This is a genomic window from Pantoea sp. C8B4, assembly GCF_051336905.1.
GTDB lineage: Bacteria > Pseudomonadota > Gammaproteobacteria > Enterobacterales > Enterobacteriaceae > Pantoea > Pantoea rwandensis_B.
Window position 1 is genome coordinate 182,115 of sequence record NZ_JBGMNK010000003.1, and the last position, 20,215, is coordinate 202,329.

At 56.4% G+C, this 20,215-nt stretch carries 19 protein-coding genes; 9 read left to right on the plus strand and 10 right to left on the minus strand.

All coding sequences use genetic code 11. The features are described from left to right. The first annotated feature begins 11 nt into the window (after positions 1-11). The 3 genes from ACCW76_RS05515 to ACCW76_RS05525 are packed head-to-tail and all read left to right on the plus strand — an operon-like array spanning position 12 to position 2,215. Positions 12-707, plus strand: a complete 696-nt coding sequence (locus ACCW76_RS05515) for an amino acid ABC transporter permease (protein WP_038643523.1) — start codon at positions 12-14, stop codon at positions 705-707. Positions 708-712: 5 nt separating this feature from the next. Continuing rightward, positions 713-1,468, plus strand: coding sequence for an amino acid ABC transporter permease (locus ACCW76_RS05520; protein ID WP_038643525.1), 756 nt, complete (start codon positions 713-715; stop codon positions 1,466-1,468). A gap of 9 nt (positions 1,469-1,477) precedes the next feature. Beyond that, positions 1,478-2,215 (plus strand): amino acid ABC transporter ATP-binding protein, encoded by a 738-nt coding sequence (locus ACCW76_RS05525; RefSeq protein WP_045816006.1) that lies wholly within the window; start codon positions 1,478-1,480, stop codon positions 2,213-2,215. Between the two features lie 69 nt (positions 2,216-2,284). Here the strand turns inward: ACCW76_RS05525 and ACCW76_RS05530 are convergent, their stop codons facing one another. From ACCW76_RS05530 to ACCW76_RS05540, 3 genes are all read right to left on the minus strand, one after another. Next, complete coding sequence (locus ACCW76_RS05530) at positions 2,285-3,454, minus strand: Gfo/Idh/MocA family protein (protein WP_038643527.1); 1,170 nt, start codon at positions 3,452-3,454, stop codon at positions 2,285-2,287. Positions 3,455-3,464: 10 nt separating this feature from the next. Continuing rightward, complete coding sequence (locus ACCW76_RS05535; RefSeq protein WP_436337972.1) at positions 3,465-4,388, minus strand: TIM barrel protein; 924 nt, start codon at positions 4,386-4,388, stop codon at positions 3,465-3,467. Between the two features lie 254 nt (positions 4,389-4,642). Continuing rightward, complete coding sequence (locus tag ACCW76_RS05540) at positions 4,643-5,668, minus strand: LacI family DNA-binding transcriptional regulator (RefSeq protein WP_436337973.1); 1,026 nt, start codon at positions 5,666-5,668, stop codon at positions 4,643-4,645. Positions 5,669-6,001: 333 nt separating this feature from the next. Between ACCW76_RS05540 and ACCW76_RS05545 the strand changes: the two genes are divergently transcribed. Together ACCW76_RS05545 and ACCW76_RS05550 are read left to right on the plus strand one after the other, a co-directional pair. Then, positions 6,002-7,039 (plus strand): Gfo/Idh/MocA family protein, encoded by a 1,038-nt coding sequence (locus tag ACCW76_RS05545; protein WP_436337974.1) that lies wholly within the window; start codon positions 6,002-6,004, stop codon positions 7,037-7,039. Positions 7,040-7,055: 16 nt separating this feature from the next. Then, positions 7,056-7,937, plus strand: coding sequence for a sugar phosphate isomerase/epimerase family protein (locus ACCW76_RS05550; RefSeq protein WP_038643533.1), 882 nt, complete (start codon positions 7,056-7,058; stop codon positions 7,935-7,937). Positions 7,938-8,076: 139 nt separating this feature from the next. Here ACCW76_RS05550 and ACCW76_RS05555 read toward each other — a convergent pair whose 3' ends face one another. Beyond that, positions 8,077-9,087, minus strand: a complete 1,011-nt coding sequence (locus tag ACCW76_RS05555) for a Gfo/Idh/MocA family oxidoreductase (protein ID WP_436337975.1) — start codon at positions 9,085-9,087, stop codon at positions 8,077-8,079. A gap of 100 nt (positions 9,088-9,187) precedes the next feature. On the opposite strand from ACCW76_RS05555, the gene ACCW76_RS05560 reads away from it, so the two are divergent. The 3 genes from ACCW76_RS05560 (at position 9,188) to ACCW76_RS05570 (ending at position 11,481) form a co-directional block, all read left to right on the plus strand. Further along, complete coding sequence (locus tag ACCW76_RS05560; RefSeq protein WP_045816001.1) at positions 9,188-10,207, plus strand: LacI family DNA-binding transcriptional regulator; 1,020 nt, start codon at positions 9,188-9,190, stop codon at positions 10,205-10,207. Positions 10,208-10,309: 102 nt separating this feature from the next. Beyond that, entirely contained in the window at positions 10,310-11,191 is an 882-nt protein-coding gene (yghU, locus tag ACCW76_RS05565; protein WP_038643540.1) for a glutathione-dependent disulfide-bond oxidoreductase, read from the plus strand. Next, the gene (locus ACCW76_RS05570; protein ID WP_436337976.1) at positions 11,191-11,481 is read left to right on the plus strand and encodes a DUF1330 domain-containing protein; all 291 of its coding nucleotides are present in this window, start codon (positions 11,191-11,193) and stop codon (positions 11,479-11,481) included. The genes yghU and ACCW76_RS05570 overlap by 1 nt, the downstream gene beginning before the upstream one ends. 77 nt (positions 11,482-11,558) lie before the next feature. Here the strand turns inward: ACCW76_RS05570 and ACCW76_RS05575 are convergent, their stop codons facing one another. From ACCW76_RS05575 to ACCW76_RS05590, 4 genes are all read right to left on the minus strand, one after another. Further along, positions 11,559-13,010 (minus strand): methyl-accepting chemotaxis protein, encoded by a 1,452-nt coding sequence (locus tag ACCW76_RS05575; RefSeq protein WP_436337977.1) that lies wholly within the window; start codon positions 13,008-13,010, stop codon positions 11,559-11,561. A 207-nt stretch (positions 13,011-13,217) separates the two neighbouring features. Next, complete coding sequence (locus tag ACCW76_RS05580) at positions 13,218-14,132, minus strand: substrate-binding domain-containing protein (RefSeq protein WP_436337978.1); 915 nt, start codon at positions 14,130-14,132, stop codon at positions 13,218-13,220. Between the two features lie 73 nt (positions 14,133-14,205). Continuing rightward, positions 14,206-14,985 carry a TIM barrel protein gene (locus ACCW76_RS05585; RefSeq protein WP_436337979.1) on the minus strand — a complete coding sequence of 260 codons (780 nt, stop codon included), beginning with the start codon at positions 14,983-14,985 and terminating at the stop codon, positions 14,206-14,208. Next, the gene (locus ACCW76_RS05590; protein WP_045831878.1) at positions 14,985-16,004 is read right to left on the minus strand and encodes a Gfo/Idh/MocA family oxidoreductase; all 1,020 of its coding nucleotides are present in this window, start codon (positions 16,002-16,004) and stop codon (positions 14,985-14,987) included. The genes ACCW76_RS05585 and ACCW76_RS05590 overlap by 1 nt, the downstream gene beginning before the upstream one ends. A 197-nt stretch (positions 16,005-16,201) precedes the next feature. Here ACCW76_RS05590 and ACCW76_RS05595 point away from each other — a divergent pair, with 197 nt between their 5' ends. Then, positions 16,202-18,160, plus strand: a complete 1,959-nt coding sequence (locus tag ACCW76_RS05595; RefSeq protein ID WP_436337980.1) for a sigma-54-dependent Fis family transcriptional regulator — start codon at positions 16,202-16,204, stop codon at positions 18,158-18,160. A 192-nt stretch (positions 18,161-18,352) separates the two neighbouring features. Here ACCW76_RS05595 and ACCW76_RS05600 read toward each other — a convergent pair whose 3' ends face one another. Beyond that, a complete protein-coding gene (locus ACCW76_RS05600; RefSeq protein WP_038643550.1) occupies positions 18,353-19,030 on the minus strand; it encodes an SDR family NAD(P)-dependent oxidoreductase in 678 nt (225 codons plus the stop codon). Continuing rightward, positions 19,027-20,214 carry a sialidase family protein gene (locus ACCW76_RS05605; protein WP_436337981.1) on the minus strand — a complete coding sequence of 396 codons (1,188 nt, stop codon included), beginning with the start codon at positions 20,212-20,214 and terminating at the stop codon, positions 19,027-19,029. Before ACCW76_RS05605 ends, ACCW76_RS05600 begins: the two co-directional genes overlap by 4 nt. Position 20,215 lies beyond the last annotated feature (1 nt).

Here is a 20,215-nt window from a genome sequence, read left to right on the forward strand (position 1 = left end):
GAGGTAACTGTATGGCACTTGATTTCAGCAGTGTGATAACCGGCCATTACGGCCAGATGATCGTTGACGGAACGGTGGTCACCCTTGAACTGGCGTTGGGTGCCTGGCTGCTGGCGATGGTTCTCGCCCTGCTATTGGTGGTGGTCCGCCTGACGGAGAATCGACTTGCCGTTGGGCTGGTCAAGGCGTACGTCTCCTATCACCGCAATGTGCCAACGCTGATTCAGTTGATGATGTGGTACTTCGCGATCCCCACACTGCTCCCGGAATCGCTGCAGATGATGATCGTTGACTACAACGCCGAGTTTTTATTTTCTCTTATCGCGCTCGGGCTGTGTCAGGCCGCCTACTTCTCTGAAGATATCCGCAGCGGCCTGCGCGCCATTCCGGACGGACAAAATGAGGCCGCCCGCGCGCTTGGCATGAGCTATGTCCGCGCCATGCGCTCGGTGATATTGCCGCAGGGTGTGCGTAATGCGCTGCCATCTGTAGTCAATCACACCGTGCTGCTGTTCAAAAACACCAGTCTGGCGATGGTGATTGGCGTGGCAGACCTCACCTATGTGACGCGTGATATCGAGAACCAAACTTTCCGTACCTTCGAATCCTACTTAGTGGCAACCGTGGGTTACCTGTTCTTCTCCCTGCTGCTGATGGGCTTGGGCGCGCTGCTGGCCCGCCGCTTCCAGCGCGTTTACGCGAGGTAATGGCGATGTTAGAGATCTTCACCATTTTGCATGACAACGGCATGCTGCTGTTAATGGGCCAGTACCCTAACGGTCCGCTGGGCGGCGTACTCTGTACGCTTTTGATCTCCGTGCTGGCAGTATTGCTGGCCTTCCCCATCGGCGTGTTGCTTGGCCTGGCACGTTTGTCGCCGTGGCGCTGGCTGAGCTGGCCCGCCACCTGTTGGGTGTATCTGCTGCGCGGCATTCCGCTGATGATGGTGGTGTTCTGGACCTACTTCTGCGTCCCGTTGCTGATTGGCCACAACATCAGCGGCTTCGCCACCATGCTGTGTACGCTGGTGATTTATGAGAGCGCCTACATCGCTGAGATCGTGCGTGGCGGCATTCAGGCGCTGCCGCACGGCCAGTATGAAGCGTCACGTGCGCTGGGAATGAGCCACCTGAAAACCCTGCGTTTAGTGATTCTGCCGCAGGCGCTGTTCAACACCTTGCCGAGCCTGGTGAGCCAGTTGGTTTCCATCATCAAAGACTCCACGCTGGGCTACGTGATTAACGTGCCGGAGCTGACCTTTGCCGCTAATCAGGTCAGCAATCAACTGCTGACCAAACCGTTCCAGGTGTTCGCTATTGTGGCGCTGAGTTACTACATCATCTGCTTCAGCCTCACCTGGCTCGCTAACAAACTTGAAGCGCATATTGCGCAGAAACGTCGCCAACCGCCGCAGGCTAATCCCAGCGTTGCGCCTGCGGTGATGCTGACTAAAACCTCTTCGCAATAAGGAACCACGATGAGCCCGATGATCATGTTTAACCAGGTCAACAAATGGTACGGCGCGTATCAGGCACTGACCGACCTGAGTGCCGAAATCAATACCGGCGAAGTGGTGGTGGTGTGCGGTCCGTCTGGATCGGGAAAATCCACTTTGATCCGCACCGTTAATCGTCTGGAACCCATTGATAATGGTCAGATCGTGTTTGATGGCACCGACATTCATGGCAGCAGTACACGCCTCAACCATCTACGTACTCGCATTGGGTTCGTGTTTCAGAGCTTCAACCTGTTCCCCCACGTCTCGGTGGCAGAGAACATCATGATGTCACCGATGAAAGTATTGGGCGTGAAGCGTGCCGAAGCGCGTAAACAAGCGGGTGAGTTGCTGGAGCGCGTTGGCTTATCACACAAAGCGGACGCCTATCCGGCGCAATTGTCTGGCGGCCAGCAGCAGCGCGTGGCGATTGCCCGTGCGCTGGCAATGAAGCCGCCGGTAATGCTGTTTGATGAACCGACCTCGGCACTCGATCCTGAAATGGTCGGTGAAGTATTATCGGTGATGCGCAGCCTGGCGCAGGAAGGGATGACGATGATGTGCGTGACGCACGAGATGAATTTCGCGCGTGAAGTGGCGGACACCATCTGGTTTATGGATCAGGGGCAAATTCTGGAGAAATCGACGCCAGAGAAGTTCTTCACCCAACCACAGCACCCGCGCGCCCAGCGCTTCCTGAGCGATTTACGCTCGCATTGATATCATAGGGCAGGATACCCAAGGCGGCGCAATGTCATGCGCCGCCGTCAGCATCGAGGTCGTTTCAGGTTAGCAATCCACCCACACCGCACCGGCATCCGCTGACTTCACGCACTGCTCGACCCAACGCACGCCCATCAATCCGGCATGCACATCGGGATACCAGAAGTCGGCGAGAAATGCCTCATCACCGCGATCGGTGGCATCCATCGCCAGCGCAAAACGACGATAGAGATTTGACCAGGCTTCAAACAGCCCTTCCGGGTGACCACCGCCAATACGGTCATCGGCCAGCGCACTTTTATGCAGATAGCCCATACCGCGTTCCAGAATCTGCACCGGCTCGCCCTGCACTTCATAACGCAACTGGTTCGGCTGCTCGTCCCACCACTCCAGACTGGCCTTCTCACCAATCACCCGTACTTTTTGGCCGTGCATCGAGCCGCAGTTTACTGCCGAGGCCCACATGGTGCCGACGGCGCCGTTGTCGTACTCCATCATCACAAAAGCATTATCTTCCAGCGGCGCACGGGTTTTCACGAAACTCTGGCGGCTGCACAGCAGACGTTTCACCTGCAGTTTCGGCACCATGGTTTCCGCGATAAACAATGGATGAGTCGCCAGATCGCCCAGTACATAGCTGGGACCGACAAAGCGTGGATCGACGCGCCACTTGGTGCTTTCATTCTGCAACTCCACCGCTTCGTTATGGAAGCCGTGCGCGAACTGCATATTGATAATGCGAATCTCGCCAAGCAACCCCTCCGCGATCATCTCGCGCGCCTGATGGATCAGCTGATGGCCGGCATAACCGTAAGTCACGCCGATGATCTTCTTCTTCTCGACACAGAGTTTTTCCAGCTCGTCCGCTTCTTCGGTGGTGAAGCACAGTGGCTTCTCACACACCACATGCAGACCGGCATTCAGCGCCGCACGACAGATGGTGAAGTGGGTATTGTTCGGTGTGGCGATGGAAACGGCTTCGATGCCGTCTGCACGCGCAGCTTCCGCCGCAAACATCGTTTCGTAATCCGGATAGCAGCGATCCGCATCGACGCCCAGCGATACGCCAAACGCACGGCCTCGTTCAGCGTTAAGATCAAATGCGCCCGCCTGCAACACGAAATTGCCATCACGCAGTGCCGCAGAACGATGGATATAGCCAATCTGGCTGGTACCGCCGCCACCCACCATGCCCCAGCGCAGTGAACGATCCAGAGCTTTAATGCCGTTAATCATGATGTTCTCCTCAGAATCCGACCGATTGCAGGTAGTGAAGGCTGGCGGTAACGTCGCGCAGGCTGGTGTCGGCGTTGCGCGGATCGCGCTCCTGCTCGATGGTGATCCAGCCCTGATAATTGCGCTCAGCGAGGAACGCCCGCACCGCCGGATAATCAATCGCGCCTTTGCCAATCGGGCACATTACCCCTTCGGCACAGGCAGCAAAGAAGTCCACGCCACGCGCAATCACATCGCGCCAGACCGCGTCATTCACATCTTTGAAGTGCAGATAATCGATGCGATCCCAGTAGCGGCTCAGATAGGGGATCGGATCCATACCGGAGTAATAGAGATGCCCGGTGTCGAGGCACAAACCGGCCACCTCGTGCGGAATGTCCTGCACTAACTGCGCCAGTTCGTCGGCAAACTCAATGCAGCCGCCCGCATGCGGGTGGATCACCGCACGCACGCCATATTCATCGCGAGCAATCTGGCTCAGCGTGGTGATGTGCTGCATCATGCGCTGCCACTCTTCGCCAGAGAGTCGCGGCGCTTTGTCAGACTGCCCGGCAAATCTGGCACGCTCAGGATTACCGAAATCAATGATCACCAGGTAAGGCGCGGGAAAATTGTCCGCGTGGGTTTTCTCTGCGGTAGGGACCTGCGACAGGTTGCGACAGATGTTATGTGTCAGTTCTACCATCGCCGGGAAGTTTGCCTCACTGACCAGATCGTCAAAGATCGTGCCCGCCACTAGCGAAAGCTGATGTGCTTCCAGCTGGTGGCGCAATTCGGTCGCGTTGGTTGGAAGATAAGTCCATGGACCCAGCTCAATACTTTTGTAGTCCGCCTGAGCTGCTTCCGACAGGACTTTCTGCCAGGGTGGCAGGAAAGGGTTTTTAGGATCGTCGACACCCCAGCTGCAGGGCGCATTAGCTATGTGAATCGTCATGATCGTTCCTTGCGGTGTTGGATAGCGCAAGTATCAAATAAATATTTCACACGCAGCAATCATGAAACATTCATTTTTTGATAGCGATCATGTTATTTTTCATCATGAAAATGATAGATAATCTATCAAAACCATAACTGGCGCCACTTTCAGGCCCACCACTTAAGTGTTGCCGACGCATTGCCGGTCAGCCAGCCTGAGAGCGAATCAGGCTGACGCTTCTCATCGCGTCGCCAGATTTCGGTGCTTAGAGGCTAAAGATTCTCACGCGTGATGATCTCAAACGGCAGCGTGACCTGAGAGAAATGCTCACCTGATTCGACAGTTTGTTGAGTCGTGCGGACAAATTGCCGCACCATCTCCTCAATTTCATGGCGAATCATCACGGTGATCGTGCCGTCAATCAGTGCCAGCTCGCCCTCTTTCACCGGACCGTGGCAAATTAACGCCACCTTGCGCTGCGGCTGCTGACGTAAGGCATGAATCACGCCTTCAATACCGCCGCAGGGCGCGTAGATTAAGGCGAGATCGGCATGCTCTTCCAGCAACTGACGTGTCGCGTGATAGCCGCCATCAATCGACTCATGGGTTTTCAGCGGCTCTAATACACGTCGGGTGCTGTCCTGCTCGCGCAGATAGGAGCGGAAGCTGATTTCGCAGCTCTCCTGACAGGTAAAACGATGGTCGCCCACCAGCACGCCCACCGATCCCGGCTGATGCAGCAGATGCGAGGCCACCCAGCCAGCAGTGCGTCCGGCCTTCTGATTATCCAGCCCGAAATAGCCCGCATGTCCACAGGGCGAGAAGTTGGAGAACAGCGCATAAACCCGCACGCCCTGGCGTGAGATCTGTTCGATGGCGTGGCGGATCAGTGGGTGATCCAGCGCGACTAAGCCAATCACGTCCACCTCTTGCGCCAGCTTATGCAGCGAGGCCACCACAGCCGCAACGTCATCAATATCATGCCAGTAAAACCGTGGTTCACTGCCTGCGGGATGCAACGGCTGTGTCTGTTGCCGCAGGGCATCCGTCAGCGAGTGATAGAACGAATAAGATTTTGATAGCAGCACAAACCCCATGCGTAGCGCCACGCGCGCGGAATGCGCCTCAGCATTGAACGGGGCAACCGGCGCCATGCGATAACCCAGTCGGTTGGCGGCTTCCAATACTTTCTGCTCGGTGGCCGCACGCACCGGTGCCCGGCGATTCAATACCCGATCCACCGTGGCGACACCGACGCCAGCCGCATCCGCGATAGCGTTCATGGTGATTTTGCTCATCAACACATTCCAGTTTGATAGTTAGTTATCAAAAATAATGCCCGAATCAGAATGGAAATGCGAAACCATTGCGGAAGAAATCGTCATCAAATCGCAAGGCCTGATAGAGAATCTCTCAGTAATTTGATCGCCCTCGCAAAAATGAAATGATCCATTTCATTAAATTACCTGGCGGAATAAATGTTTGATATTTTTCTGTTCGATGACTGAGGTGAGGAGTGATGGATTTGCATCAGCAAATGAATAGAGGCGGCGGTCGCGCCTTTCTATAGTGAAAGCGATCTGCCTTATCGGCTCCCGGCACATGAACGACTCAATAATAACGGAGATGATATGTTCCCTCAGACCCTACCTGCACCTCGCCGTCACCCTGCAAACCAGATTCCCGCGCTGCGCTGGGGCATTGTTGGACCCGGCTGGATCGCCGACCACTTTGCTAACGCGCTGCGTCATCACACTCAGCAGCAGCTGGTAGCCGTGTCGTCACGCAGCCTGGAGAAAGCGCAAGCCTTTGCCAGCAAATGGGATATCCCGCACGCCGTTGAAGGCCTCGACGCACTGCTCAGCCGCCAGGACATTGATGTGGTGTATATCGCCACACCGCACAATCATCACTTTCCCGACGGGTTGCGCACGCTGCAAGCGGGCAAGCATGTGTTGATTGAAAAACCGTTAGCGCTTAATGCACAGCAGGCGTTGCAGTTACAGCAGGAAGCGCACAAACAACAACTTTTGTGCGTAGAGGCGATGTGGTGCGATTTTGCGCCGAAGTATGATGTGATCCGTCAATTGCTGGCCGATGGCGCATTAGGTGAGGTTCATACTCTCATCGCCGATCATGGCGAATACTTCACGCAGGATCACCGCATTTTCAATCTTGATCTGGCGGGTGGTCCGATGCTGGATCTTGGCAGCTATTTGATCGGCTTCAGCGTGTTGGTCGGCGGTGCACCAGGCAACATTGTGGCGAAAGGCCAGCCGGCACCAGGCGGCGTGAATGGGCAAACGTCGATGCTGCTCACTCACGGCAACGGCATGCACTCGGTGCTCAACACCACGCTGTTCAGCAACACACCGGGCACCGCCGTGATCGCCGGCCGTGATGCCACGCTCTATCTCGACGGCCAGTTCTACGCGCCTGGCAATTTCCGTCTTACCTCCAGCGATGGCCGCCATACGCTGCGCTGGGAAGAACCAAACAACCGCTATATTCAGCTCTGTCATGAAATCGAACATACCGCCTGGTGTATTCATCAGGGGCTGTCTGACTCGCCTGTCCGTCCGCTGGCCACCTCACTGGCCACGCTACAAGCCATGGATGAAGTCAGAAAGCAGATCGGTGTGGTGTTTAATGAAGAGCGCACCGCTTAACGATCAGGAGAACAATATGAAAATCGCTTTTGATGTGGATGTCATCAGAGATATGGGCATCACGCGCATGGTGCATCAGGTGGCGGAATGGGGCTACAAGTACATCGAACAATCGCCCCATCCACAGATCAATCCGTTCTATAAACACCCGAAGGCCAGCCGGGAAATCATGCGTGAGTACAAAAATGCGCTGAATGCGACCGGCGTAGAAATCTCTTCGTTTATCACGGTTTATCGCTGGTCTGGCCCGGACGAGTTGCGTCGCCAGGCGGCGGTAAAGAACTGGAAACGCATGATTGAAATCGCTGTTGAGATGGGGGTACAGGTGATCAATACCGAACTCTCAGGCAATCCTAACGAGCCGGAAATCTGTGAAGAGATGTTCTATCGCTCAATGGATGAGTTATTACCGATTATCGAACGTGAAGGCATCCGCGTCGAAATTCAGGCACATCCCTGGGATTTCTGCGAACAAAGTAACGAAACGGCGGATATCGTGAAATCGTTCCGCAGCGACAACGTCAAATACATCTATAGCGCGCCTCACACCTTCTACTACGACAAAGGCGTGGGCGATGTGAAAAACATGCTGCATTACGCGGGCGACGATTTGTCGCATATGTTGATTGCCGATACCATGAACCACACCAAGCACTGCCGCTATATCGTTAACCCACCAGGTGTCGATGCGACCATTCATCAGCACGTTGCCGTGGGTGAAGGTGAAGTGAATTTCGATGCGCTGTTTGAAGCGCTGCGTGAGATGGATTTCGCCAACCGCACCTACAAAGTCGGAGGTGAGTCAATTATCTCGGCGGCGCTGTTTGGCTATCCGGAAAAGATGAAGTATCAGGCAGTGGAAACGCGTGAATTGATTGAGCGTGAACTGCTGAAATAGACCCGGCCCACGGCTCCTTCCCCCTCTCTCATCGCGAGAGGGGGGATAAATCGTGCCAGCGCTCAACACATGAGCTGAATGGAAGATTCAATCCACCGACAAGCACTCCCGCCTGCGGGAGTGCGTTGGGATAGCGGCATTAGATTGCCACTCTCTCCACTTCGGTAAATTCACCCCGCGTCAGCGATAACTGTGCCGCCTCGGCAATCGCCTGCGCGCGCAGACCGTCGATCAATCCCGGCAGCCCTTCGATCTTTTCTCCGCCGATATGGCGCACAAATGCATCCAGATGGGTGTAGTACGTCTCTTTGACCCGGCTAAACCAGTCGGGATACAAGCCGGGCTGAGTGATCCCTTTCCCCTGATACAGCGTGGCGCCGCGCGCTGACTGGCTCTCTGAAGCCAGCATCCCTTCACTGCCCATCACGCTGATGCGTTCGTCGTAGCCGTAAGCCGTGCGGCGCGTGTTATCCAATTGCGCCAGCGCGCCCTGCTGCATGCGCATGATCAGCACCGAAGTATCGACATCAAAATCACGGATCTCCGGCATCGCCAGTGCGGCACCGAGTGCGCCAACGGTGCTGACTTCATCTTCTGTCAGCCAGCGCAACAGATCGAAAAAGTGGATCGCCTGATCGCGCATCTGACCGCCGGAAGCTTGCAGATAACTGATCGGTGGCAATTCTGACGCGCGGCACACCATCTGAATCAGTTCAGTGCGGCCAATCAGCCCCTGTTTGAGCTGTGATTTAAGTTGCTGATGGCTCAGATCAAAACGGCGGTTAAAGCCAACGGTAACAGGAACCTGCACCGGAGAGATCTTCTCCACCACCTCACGCGCACGCTGCAACGACAAATCAATCGGTTTCTCGCAATACACCGCTTTGCCCGCCAGCACCGCCTGCTCCAGCAGTTCAGCATGGGTTGGTGTGGCGCTGGCGATCAGCACCGCGTCGATGGCATCACTGTTTAACGCTTGCTGCACGCTGGCCGCTTTTGCACCATAGCGCTGTGCCACCGCTTCGGCACGTGCCGCATCAATGTCACACACCAGCGCCAACTCCACGCCAGGATGCGCCGCCAGGTTTGCGGCGTGCACCTGGCCGATAAATCCACTGCCAATCAAGGCAAAACGTTGCGGGGTCCGCATTTTAACGCTCCTTTTGTTCACACTTCGGAATTGCCGATGTTGTCAAAATAGCGCTTTCTGGCAGGCTAGCTGAACGCGGTTTTTGATGGAATTACCTCAGATGAAAGCACTGACGCTGGCGGAGTTGGCGAAGCAAGTAGGCGTGGGCGTGGCCACGGTTGATCGGGTATTAAACGATCGCGGTGGTGTGTCCCCGGCGATGACTAAAAAAATCCTGCAGGCGGCGCGGGATGCGGGTTTGAAGCGTATTTTGCCAGAGGAGCATCGCCATAGCTGGCAGATTGAAGTCCTGCTTAGCGGCAACGGTTCGTTCTTCTTTCAGCAACTGGCACAGGACTTTGCCCGACTGGCTGATGAGCTGGGCTATCGTCGCCTGCGCCTGCATCGCACGCTTATCCCGGAAAACGCCCCCGAGAAGCTGGCCGCGCACATTGCTGCCAGCAGTAAAAAGATGGATGCACTCATTGTTTTCGCCCACGAAAATCCGCTGATTTATGATGCCTTAGCGGCGTGTCAGGCGCGCGGCGTACCGGTGATCACTATGGTGACGGATCTGCCCAATGCGGCACGCCTGTGTCATGTCGGTATCGATCAATATAAAGCCGGACGCACCGCTGGATTGATGCTCGGCAGCATGATCAATGCACCGGGCGATGTGGTGCTGGTGAGTGGCCGCGCCGATTACTCAGCACATCGTCAGCGCATTGAAGGTTTTCAAGCCGTGCTGGCGGAGCGTTTTCCGCAGCTGCGTCTGCGGGAAATTCTTGCCGGGCAGGATGAACGCGATCGCATCAGCCGTCTGCTGGAGAAAACCCTGGCCGGATCGCAAAACATCGTCGGACTCTACAACACCGGCCTCGGCAACACGCAGATCCACGAAGCGCTGGCGCGCCATCGGCTCGGCGGCAAAGTGATGTACGTCACTCACGAGCTGTATGCCACCACCCGCCAGCTTTTCGAGAAGCGCGTGCTGACGCTGACACTCGATCAAAACACCCTGCGCCATGCTCAGCTGGCGTTGACCTTGTTGCTAAAACATCTCGAAGAGGGTGAACAGCCTGACACCTACCAGTCCGGCAAAGTGGACTTTATGCTGTTTACGCAAGAGAACTTCTCATAATCACACTTTGCATCTCACCGCCAGCGCGGTTAAATCGCCTTCATCTGTCGCTGCTACACTCAGTAGCAGCAAAAAACGCAATCACAACAAGGCGAAATCACTATGTCGGAAAATCAGTATCAGCCCGCGAAAGTCTGGACCTGGGACCCGGAAGCCAAAGGTAACGGCGCGAAAACTAACCGTCCGTTCGCCGGGCCGACGCATGAGAAGACCCTGCCGGTGGGCAAACATCCGCTGCAACTCTATTCACTGGGTACGCCAAACGGCCAGAAGGTCACCATCCTGCTGGAAGAGCTGCTGGCCGTCGGGGCTAAAGAAGCCGAATACGATGCCTGGCTGATTCGCATCGGTGATGGCGATCAGTTCTCCAGCGGTTTCGTTGACGTTAACCCGAACTCCAAGATTCCGGCACTGAGTGACCACTCAGTGACGCCACCGCTGCGCGTGTTCGAATCAGGCAACATCCTGCTGTATCTGGCCGAGAAATTTGGTCACTTCATCCCGGCGGATATCGCAGGCCGTACCGAGACCCTGAACTGGCTGTTCTGGCTGCAGGGTTCTGCGCCTTATCTTGGCGGCGGCTACGGTCATTTCTACTTCTACGCGCCAGAAAAAATCGAGTACGCCGTCAACCGCTTCACGCTGGAAGCCAAGCGTCAGCTGGATGTGCTGGATCGCCAGCTCGCCAACAACCGCTTTCTCGCCGGTGAGGAGTACACCATCGCCGATATCGCGACCTGGCCGTGGTACGGCAATCTGGTGCTGAACAACATCTATGGCGGCGGCGAGTTCCTTGATGTGCAGTCGTACAAAAACGTGGTGCGCTGGGCTAAAGAGATCGCTGAGCGTCCAGCGGTGATCCGTGGCCGCAAAGTGAATAAAGCCTTTGGTGCTGAACCGCAGGATCAACTGCTGGAGCGCCACGATGCTTCTGATTTCGATACCAACACCGAAGACAAGCGTCAGGCGCGAGGAGAGCAGTAATGGCCGCTTATGTGGTGATGATTAAAGACGAAACGCTGGATAAAGACGAACTGGCGACCTACGCGCAGAAAGCCGGTGAGGCACGCGGCGATCATCAGATCACGCCGCTGGCGTTTTATGGCGATCTTGAAGTGCTGGAAGGCCGTGAGGCGGAAGGCTTAGTGGTGCTGGAATTTGCGGATATTGATGCAGCAAAAGCCTGGTATTACAGCCCGGCGTATCAGGAAGCAAAAGCCCACCGGGTTAAAGGCGCGAACTATCGCGTGTTGCTGGTTAAGGGTGTTGCCTGACCGGCTAAAAGGGGCGCACCTCGGTGCGCCCTATCAGCCAGAGTGGTCGTGATCTGCACGTTGCCTCTCGCCGATTTTCAATCCAGTTTGAATAACGCAATTGCCTGCTGTAATCGGTTAGCCTGCTGTTGCTGCTGATGCGCCACCTGCAAGGTTTCCGCCACGTGCTGAACGTTGTGATGCACGCTGTGATCGATGCTATTAATGCTCTGCTGAATCTGCTCGATGCTCAAATTCTGCTGCTCACTCATCTCAGACAGCTCGGTAACCAGTTGTGACAATCCGCTGATGCTGCTGTGAATATCACGCATGGTCTGTGCAGCATGTTCAATCTGCACGGTGCCATGTTCGGTGCTCAGGCTGCTGGCATCCATCAGTTGGCGAATTTCGCGGGCAGCATTCTCGCTGCGCATCGCCAGATTGCGCACTTCGCTTGCCACCACGGCAAAACCACGCCCCTGACTGCCGGCGCGCGCCGCTTCTACTGAAGCATTCAGAGAAAGAATATTGGTCTGGAAAGCGATGCCGTCGATCAATGCTAAAATCACTTTCACCCGCTGTGACTCTTCGCTGATTTTCGCCATTGAGCTCATCGCCGACTGGATATTCTCCTCTCCGTGCGTGGCCACCGCACGTGCATCCCGCGCGAGTTCGCTTGCACTCTGTGCTTTGTCACGCGTTAAGCTGGCAGCAATGCTGATTTCCGTCATCGCACTGGCCGCGACTTCCAGTGCCTGCGCCTGTTCATCGGTGCGGGTCGACAGTTCAGCGTTGCGTTGCAATATACTTTCAGACTCCGTCAACAAGGCGCTCACGCCGAGACTCACCTGATGAAGCGTGCCATGCATGGTGCCCAACGTGGTACTGAAGGTGCGGGCGAACGGGCTTTCACTCTGCTGGCTATCCGCATTCAGCGTCAGATACCCGGCCTGCTGATTGATCCGTGAGGCTAGCTCCGCGACTTCACTCGCGGAACGTGCATCGGCGGCCATCTGACGCGCAATCACCAGCAAGATGGCGGTCTGCGCCACAACAAACAGTGCATGAAACACCACCATGTCCCAGCCCGGATGATGGAACACCACCACGCCGAACAGGTCGTTTTCCTGCAGATAATTAAACAGGATGTGATGCGTGGCCGCTGCTGCTGCCCCCATGATCAGTGGGCGAATATCGCGCCACGCCAGTAGCACCGACATCAATACAAATACCGAGAAGTGATATTCGGTTTCACCGTCGCCGAGTTGAATCAGTAAACCTGCCCAGCCGATCAGCAAGGCCGAGAGCACCAGCCTTGAAGTCAGCGTTCCGCGCAGGACGGTGCCAAAGAAGGTCGACAGCAGTGCCAACGCCAGACCGGCCATCAGCGCCACGGTTAAGCCGTCATTCATCCATCCTACGCCGAGCGCAATCGGCCACAATCCCCAGTTAAGGATCACCGCAAGGCTGTCTGCGCGCTGTGCAATACGTCGCAGTGAAACCATCTCCACCGGCGCGGCGTCCGGGCCTGACAAGAGCGTTGCGATCATGGCAATTTTCCACACCAGAGGTTGATTAAGATGCCCAACAATGAAGGGCCAAACGATCAGACTGAGTGGTGAAATTATCGGCGCGTTAATGGGAAAGTTTAGGACCGTTAATAATTGAAAGGAAAGGATGTGAGCAGGTTCATGTGACAGTGATGCGTTGTCCACGCAGAACAGGCGCCACAGAGTGCGCCTGTCGCTGACGTCGACTTACTTCGCAGCAAACTGCGCGTAGTTCTCAGGCGTAATGGTCTGATACGGCACCCAGTTGTACGCCTGCACTTTCTGTTTATCCAGTAGTGCCTTTGTGACCTGCACCGCGCCGGTTGCCTGACCTTTGGCGTCCTGGAAAATGGTCAGCGCCATCTTGCCGTTTTTAACAAACTGCTGGCCATCAGGCGTGCCATCAATTCCCGCCACCAGAATCTTTTCATTTTTCGCCTGGCTGAGCGCCATGATGGCACCAATCGCCATTTCATCATTATTGGCGGCAATCGCATCGATCGGGCGCTGATTCAGCAGCCAGCTCGACACCACATCCACCGCCTCGTTGCGCTGCCACTTGGCGGTCTGCTTCTCAATCACCTTCATGTCTTTGTATTTGGCGATCACCGCTTCGACCGCACGGGTGCGCTCGCGCGCCTCTTCATTGGACAGGGCGCCCATCAGAATCGCCACATTGCCTTTGTAATTCATTTTCTTCGCTAACGCTTCCATCTGCATCTCACCGCCTAATGCGGAGTCAGAACCGACATAGGCCATGTCACCCGGCAGTTTCACTTCTGGCTTACGGTTGACGAAAATCAGCGGGATATTGGCGTTCTTCGCAGCGGTGATCATCGGCAACACACCCTGCGTATCCACCGGATTGAGAATGATGGCATCCACGCCCTGGTTGATGAAATCATCAACCTGCTGCACTTGCAGTGCCACATCCCCTTTGGCATCCACGAACTGGCCGTCAAGCTGATTGGCTTTTAACTCTGCCTGCATCTGCGTACGCAGAATCGAGACAAAGTTAAGGTCAAAGTTAGCCAGCGCAACGCCGACGGTGAAGGTTTTCGCACTGACGCTTAAACTCAGCAGCAGCGAGCACAGACAAAGCACGATGTTTCGGATGTTCATGAGGTGATTCCTGTAGGTTGAGGTTTTATTGTTATGACGCCGGGCAACAGGCAAATACCCGGCGGTAAAACGCTTAGATCGTGAAGTGATCGCGGAACTGCTCAAGCGCGGCCGTACTGTCACCACTGGCCCAGCCCTCCATCGCCACCGTGCCGCTGTAACCCACTTCCTGCAGCGCACGCGCGATCGCGCGATAGTTGATTTCACCCGTTCCCGGCTGCTGGCGACCCGGTACATCTGCCACCTGAACTTCGCCAATGGCAGAACCGCTACGACGAATCAGCTCAATCAAATTGCCCTCGCCAATTTGCGCATGGTAAAGGTCGAGATTCATCTTCAGCGCCGGGCTGTTGACCGCTTCCACCAGCGCCAGGGTATCGGCGGCCAGCGCGAATGGGGTTCCAGGATGATCGACCGGTAGATTGAGGTTTTCGAGGGTGAACACCCGCCCGGCGCGCTCGCCAAGTTGCGCCACTTTACGCAGCGTATCGACGGCTTTCAGCCACATCGCACCAGTGACCACTTCCACGGGCTTGACCGGCAAGCCTTTGTCGTCCAGCCCAGTGCCGTGCAGATTTAGCCCTGGGCAGTTAAGCCGTTCAGCCACCGCCAGCGAGGCTTCGGCACTCTGCAGCAGCTGTTGGATCTCGTCGTCGTCGGTAAGATTGCCGGTGAGATAACCGGTCATGGAGGTGAATCGCGCACCTGTCGCGACCAGCGCATCAATGTCTTTATTGGCCCATCCCCAGATTTCGATCCCAAACCCCAGCGCGTGAATGCGTTTCACACGCTCAACGAAAGGCAGATCGAGGAACACCATTTCGGCACAAACCGAGAGTTGATAAGCAGCCATTAGCGGGCTCCCACTTTGACAGGCAGGTTGAGGGTGACCGATTCAATGCAGGCCAGCGCAATTTCCAGCGCATTGCGTGCATCTTCGCCGGTGGCGCGCGGTGTTTCGCCGGTGCGGATGCAGCGGGCAAACTCGATCATCTCCGCCACATAGGCTTCGCGCAGCAGATCGGAATCCATACGCGAAGTTTCCATGCTGATACCACTCGCGCTGTAGCGCACGCAGTTGGAAGACGTGATGTGGCCCGCCTGCAGCATCCCTTTACTGCCAAACACCTCGCCGCGCACGTCGTAGCCGTACACCGCCTGGAAGTTGGCCTCTGCGATGGCAATCGCTCCGTTATCAAAACGAATCGTCACCACCGAGGTATCCAGCAAACCTTTATCTTTGAAGTCCGGACGCACCAGCGCATCGGCGATGGCATACACTTCCACCGGCTTCGCCCCATGATTGAAGTGCAGCAGGGTGTCGAAATCGTGGATCAGCGTTTCGAGATAAATGGTCCACTGCGGGATGCGTGACGGATCGTGCAGCGCCGGATCGCGTGTCACAGAACGACTTAACTGCGTAATGCCGTTCTCGCCTGCCTTCACTGCCGCTATCGCCGCGGCAAAACCCGCATCGAAACGGCGATTGAAGCCCACCTGCAACACCACTCCCGCGCTTTTGGCGGCCGCAATCGCCCGGTCAGCTTCCTCCAGCGTGACCGCCATTGGCTTCTCACAAAATACGTGCTTACCGGCATTCGCTGCGGCAATCACCCACTCGGCATGGGTGCGAGCGGGTGCCGCAATCGCAATCGCATCAATTTCCGGATCCCGCAACAGTGCGTGCAAATCGCTATAGGCTTTCGCCACACCCAGCTTGCTGGCAAGTTTTTCTGCAGCACCGGGCTGCGGATCGGCGACTGCCGCCAACGTGGCACCGGGTACGCGATACGCCAGATTTTCGGCGTGGAAGCTGCCCATTCGTCCTGCGCCAATCAGACCCACACGAACCGGTTGAAGATGAAATGTCATAAATCATTCCTTACTGTTTTGGATATGTCCGTTCGGGACAGAGGAGATAGGCATTTCATTGCAATTCAGATGCCAACTGACAAACGGGGAATTGTGTGAGGCACTACACAGCCTTGCGCCTTAGATTGCACATAAACTTTACATGTCAACTTCACATGTTAATAAAATGGACATTCCAGATTAGTCAGGAGCCGCTGATGCGCACCAGCGAACGTCTACCGTTTAAAGATGAAAGCGATCCCATCTTCAGCCTGCCGGAAGGGTCTGAAGCGGGCGAGTGGGATACCCTGCTCTGGCAGGGCTGGCACAGCTTTGTCAGGGGTGAACAACCGGGCTGGATGCGCCGCAGTATTTTGCAGTCATGGCAACGTTCGCAGCAGCGTGCCATCGATCCCCACACCTTCGTCTACACTTCGCCACCGGCGGATGAGCTGGCGGCCATCCTTGCGCACAATGCTGAGCTGATTGTGGTGGCGCGTAACGTGATGGAAAACCTGCTGGCCTATAACCCGGATGGCCATATCAACCTCACCGACGCGCAAGGCGTCACGCTGCATTTTTGCGGCGCTGATTTGACGCCGATCGGTAGCATCCTGAGCGAAGAGGTGCTCGGCACCAACTGCACAGCTCGTTGCCTGATTGAGCAACGGCTGGTGTATGTGTTGAGCGGGGAAAACTGGAAAATCGATCTGCGTAAGCGCCACTACCAGTGCGCCGCCGCGCCGATTCGGGATGCCAGCGGCCAACTACTCGGCGTGCTTACACTCACCGCCACACCGGATAACTTCAATGCGCACACGCTGGGCACGGTGCAGGCCGCTGCGGAAGCGGTGGGACAACAATTAATGTTGCGCAGTTTGCTGGCGGAACAACAGTCGATCCTGGAAACCCTGAATGAGGGCGTGATCGTCTGCGATCGCCACGGACGGATCAAAACGTTAAACCGCTATGCGCGGCAGATCTTTAGTGGTCTCGATCCTCAAGCCGGGCCGATTGATGTGTTACTGCAACCCCAGGGAGGATCGCTGCTGACCATGCCATTCTGTAATGACCGTGAGTTGCAGTTTATCCCGGATGGCGTGCAGCCCCTCTCCTGCCTGATTTCATTGATGCCGGCACCCGATGGTGGACGTGTGCTGTCACTGCGCGAGAACCAGCGCATCCGGGCGATTACGCGGCAGGTAATGGGCGTCAGCGCCAGTTATACCTTTGAGATGATTCGCGGCCACGCTCCGCGCGTGCAGCAGGCCATTCAGAAGGCACGCGCCAGCAGCCGCACCGATAGCACCGTGCTGTTAAGCGGTGAAAGCGGCACCGGCAAGGAGCTGTTCGCGCAGGCGATCCATAACGCCAGCCCACGGCATCAGGAGCCCTTTATCGCTCTCAACTGCGGCGCACTGCCGCGTGACCTGGTGCAAAGTGAGCTGTTTGGCTATGTCGATGGCGCATTCACCGGTTCCCGGCGCGGCGGCTCCGCGGGAAAATTCGAGCTGGCGGATGGCGGCACGCTGTTTTTGGATGAAATTGGCGAAATGCCGCTGGAAGCGCAAACCAGCCTGCTGCGCGTATTACAAGAGAGTGAAGTGGTGCGTATCGGCGCCGCGCATCCGCTTAAGGTCAATGTGCGCATCATTGCCGCCACGCACTGTAATCTGCTGGATGCCGTAGAGAAAGGCGCCTTTCGCCGCGACCTGTATTACCGTCTTAACGTGATTTCATTAGCCATTCCGCCGCTACGTGAACGCCAGGAAGATATTCCAGGTCTGGTGAATACGTTTATTCAGGCGCTCTGTACCCGATTGAAACGCATCGCACCGCAGGTGTCGTCTGAAGCCATGCACTGCTTACAGGCGTGGCACTGGCCGGGCAACGTACGTGAACTGGAGAACCTGGTTGAACGCATGGTGAATTTGTGTGAAGGGCTGGAGATTGGCAAACCGGATTTGCCGGAAGAGATGACGCAGCGCGTCTGGCCACCACAATCCAGTGTTTTAACATCATTGCAGGAAAATGAACGGCAGCATGTATTGCAGGTGGTGAGTGAGCAGAGAGGCAACCTGCGTCAGTCAGCACAGCAGCTGGGGATTTCACGGACCGCGCTGTATAACAAACTGAATATCTGGCAGGTGGATGTCACGGCATTGCGAGGGAAATAGGTTAAAACGGTGCATGTGCTTCCCTTAACCCACCCGCTTTCGTGCCATTACTCCCTGAATCCTGGGCGGGATTCAGGGAAGACGGATGAGGGGGCAGCATATTGCCTGCTCGCTACAACGACGCTCTATCGCAAATCACTCACTCTTGCCCGGTAATCGCATCAGCTGCGGGTAACAGCACAAAACCGCTATCTACAACGACGCTCCACCGCAGATCACCAATTCCTGCCCGGTTATTGCATCTGCAGCGGGTGACAGCACAAACCCCGCCAGCGCCGCCACTTCCTCGGGCTTGATGTAGCGTCCGATAGGGGGCAGCTTCGGGGGGGAACTGGCACGGCCGGGTTGCAGCAGCATGGGCGTCTCGGTGGCACCGGGCGCGATCACATTCACAGTAATTCCCTGCGGCGCTAATTCAGCCGCCCAGCTTCGCGCCATACCGACCATCGCCGCTTTGGTGCTGACATACTGGCTGCGATGAGCGGCACCGCGTGAAGTGCGACTGCCGATCAGCAAAATGCGGTCGCCCTGCGTCATCTGCGGCTGCAGCGCGTTCGCCATGATCTGCGCCACCTGCACATGCAGATACCACAGGCGCGCACTCTGCTCCTCATCAAGATCGCCGAGTGGCGCAGCCGCCATCATGCCTGCGGCATGCACCAGCGCATCCACCTTGGGTAAAACAGCCAGCGCCTGCTTCAGCAATCGGGCATCAAACAGATCCACACTCACCGAGGTAAAGGCGGGGTGATCTTTCTTTACCAGCGTGCGGCTAAATCCCGTCACCTGCCAGCCCTGCGCCAGCAGATGATCGGCAATCGCCGCACCAATCCCGGAGCTAACCCCCGTCACCAGCGCGTGTCGGCTCATTGCTCTCCCCTCGCCCACGCTTCGTTAACGCGGACGTACTTAATCGCCTGACGGAAATAGGTGTAGGCGATATGCAGTGCGCCGTCCTCACTCTGCTTGATGCTGGGATACGAGAACTCACGGTTGAGCTTCTGCTGCGAATTGTTGGTCATGCAGTAGCCGTCGCCTTCGTCGAGATGACGCTGCCACGGCCAGCTTTGGCCGCCATCCGGGGAGATGGCCAGCGTCATCGGTGCACGCGGTGCCCCCCAGAACGCGGTGCGTCCGGTGTGCACCACCGGCTCGGCCGCCACCGCCACATCGTCATCCTCATCTTCGATTTCGTCATACAGCGACAGGCGACGCTCGCTGGCATCTTTGGCACTCATGGCGTTGAACACCAGCGCCAGATGGCCGTTATTCAGTGTGGTCACCTGAATAGAGGAGTTGTTATTGGGCAGTTCAGTTGCCGCTGGCGCACTCCAGCTTTCACCGCCATCCGTCGAACGACTTTGATAGATAAAGTCCGCCCAACGGCTGCGATACAGCGCCAGTAAGCTGCCATCCTGCAATAAAGTAATGTTCATGTGCACACAGCCGAGGCTATCCGGCACCGCCACATCACGCCAGCTTTTGCCTTTATCACTGGAGATTTTTACCGCGCTAATGTCGTCATTACCGACCCATTTTACGCCCGGCTGAGTGCGGCAATAGAACACCGGCAACAGCCAGTTGCCATTCGGTAACACGGTAATTGGCTGGCGAATAAAGGTGCCGGGCTGATCAAGCAGCGTGTCGATGGCGCTCCAGTTGCGGCCGAAATCGCGCGACTGGCGATAGCGCACAATGGCCGTGTCCTGATTACCTGACTTCTGCGCTGTCCATAACAGCCACAATACCTGGTCAGGATCGAGGAACAGCACCGGGTTCTGCTCCGAGCGCGTCGAATCATCCGAGAGTTTTTGCGCTTCGCTCCACTGGCTGCTGCCTTGTTCCAGGCGTGAGCACCACACAGAGATATCGGCAATCCCTTCCTGCGTGCCGCCAAACCAGACACACAGCAGGTCGCCGTTGGGCAGCGGCAGCAAATTAGCGGCGTGATTCTGCGGACAGACCGAAGGCAGCATCGCCGTGAGCTGCTGCGCATCCTGCGCGTGCGGATGAAGGTTACCGTTACGTTCGACGGTAATCGTTGAATCGGTCATA

Excerpts from the sequence above, each read along its gene's own strand:
- ACCW76_RS05530 (WP_038643527.1), bottom strand. The coding sequence starts at position 3,454 with ATGATTAACGGCATTAAAGCTCTGGATCGTTCACTGCGCTGGGGCATG.
- ACCW76_RS05605 (WP_436337981.1), bottom strand. The coding sequence starts at position 20,214 with ATGACCGATTCAACGATTACCGTCGAACGTAACGGTAACCTTCATCCG.
- ACCW76_RS05590 (WP_045831878.1), bottom strand. The coding sequence starts at position 16,004 with ATGACATTTCATCTTCAACCGGTTCGTGTGGGTCTGATTGGCGCAGGA.
- ACCW76_RS05560 (WP_045816001.1), top strand. The coding sequence starts at position 9,188 with ATGAAAGCACTGACGCTGGCGGAGTTGGCGAAGCAAGTAGGCGTGGGC.
- ACCW76_RS05580 (WP_436337978.1), bottom strand. The coding sequence starts at position 14,132 with ATGAACATCCGAAACATCGTGCTTTGTCTGTGCTCGCTGCTGCTGAGT.
- ACCW76_RS05600 (WP_038643550.1), bottom strand. The coding sequence starts at position 19,030 with ATGAGCCGACACGCGCTGGTGACGGGGGTTAGCTCCGGGATTGGTGCG.
- ACCW76_RS05595 (WP_436337980.1), top strand. The coding sequence starts at position 16,202 with ATGCGCACCAGCGAACGTCTACCGTTTAAAGATGAAAGCGATCCCATC.
- yghU (WP_038643540.1), top strand. The coding sequence starts at position 10,310 with ATGTCGGAAAATCAGTATCAGCCCGCGAAAGTCTGGACCTGGGACCCG.
- ACCW76_RS05520 (WP_038643525.1), top strand. The coding sequence starts at position 713 with ATGTTAGAGATCTTCACCATTTTGCATGACAACGGCATGCTGCTGTTA.
- ACCW76_RS05555 (WP_436337975.1), bottom strand. The coding sequence starts at position 9,087 with ATGCGGACCCCGCAACGTTTTGCCTTGATTGGCAGTGGATTTATCGGC.
- ACCW76_RS05545 (WP_436337974.1), top strand. The coding sequence starts at position 6,002 with ATGTTCCCTCAGACCCTACCTGCACCTCGCCGTCACCCTGCAAACCAG.
- ACCW76_RS05550 (WP_038643533.1), top strand. The coding sequence starts at position 7,056 with ATGAAAATCGCTTTTGATGTGGATGTCATCAGAGATATGGGCATCACG.
- ACCW76_RS05575 (WP_436337977.1), bottom strand. The coding sequence starts at position 13,010 with ATGATCGCAACGCTCTTGTCAGGCCCGGACGCCGCGCCGGTGGAGATG.
- ACCW76_RS05585 (WP_436337979.1), bottom strand. The coding sequence starts at position 14,985 with ATGGCTGCTTATCAACTCTCGGTTTGTGCCGAAATGGTGTTCCTCGAT.
- ACCW76_RS05535 (WP_436337972.1), bottom strand. The coding sequence starts at position 4,388 with ATGACGATTCACATAGCTAATGCGCCCTGCAGCTGGGGTGTCGACGAT.
- ACCW76_RS05515 (WP_038643523.1), top strand. The coding sequence starts at position 12 with ATGGCACTTGATTTCAGCAGTGTGATAACCGGCCATTACGGCCAGATG.
- ACCW76_RS05570 (WP_436337976.1), top strand. The coding sequence starts at position 11,191 with ATGGCCGCTTATGTGGTGATGATTAAAGACGAAACGCTGGATAAAGAC.
- ACCW76_RS05540 (WP_436337973.1), bottom strand. The coding sequence starts at position 5,668 with ATGAGCAAAATCACCATGAACGCTATCGCGGATGCGGCTGGCGTCGGT.
- ACCW76_RS05525 (WP_045816006.1), top strand. The coding sequence starts at position 1,478 with ATGAGCCCGATGATCATGTTTAACCAGGTCAACAAATGGTACGGCGCG.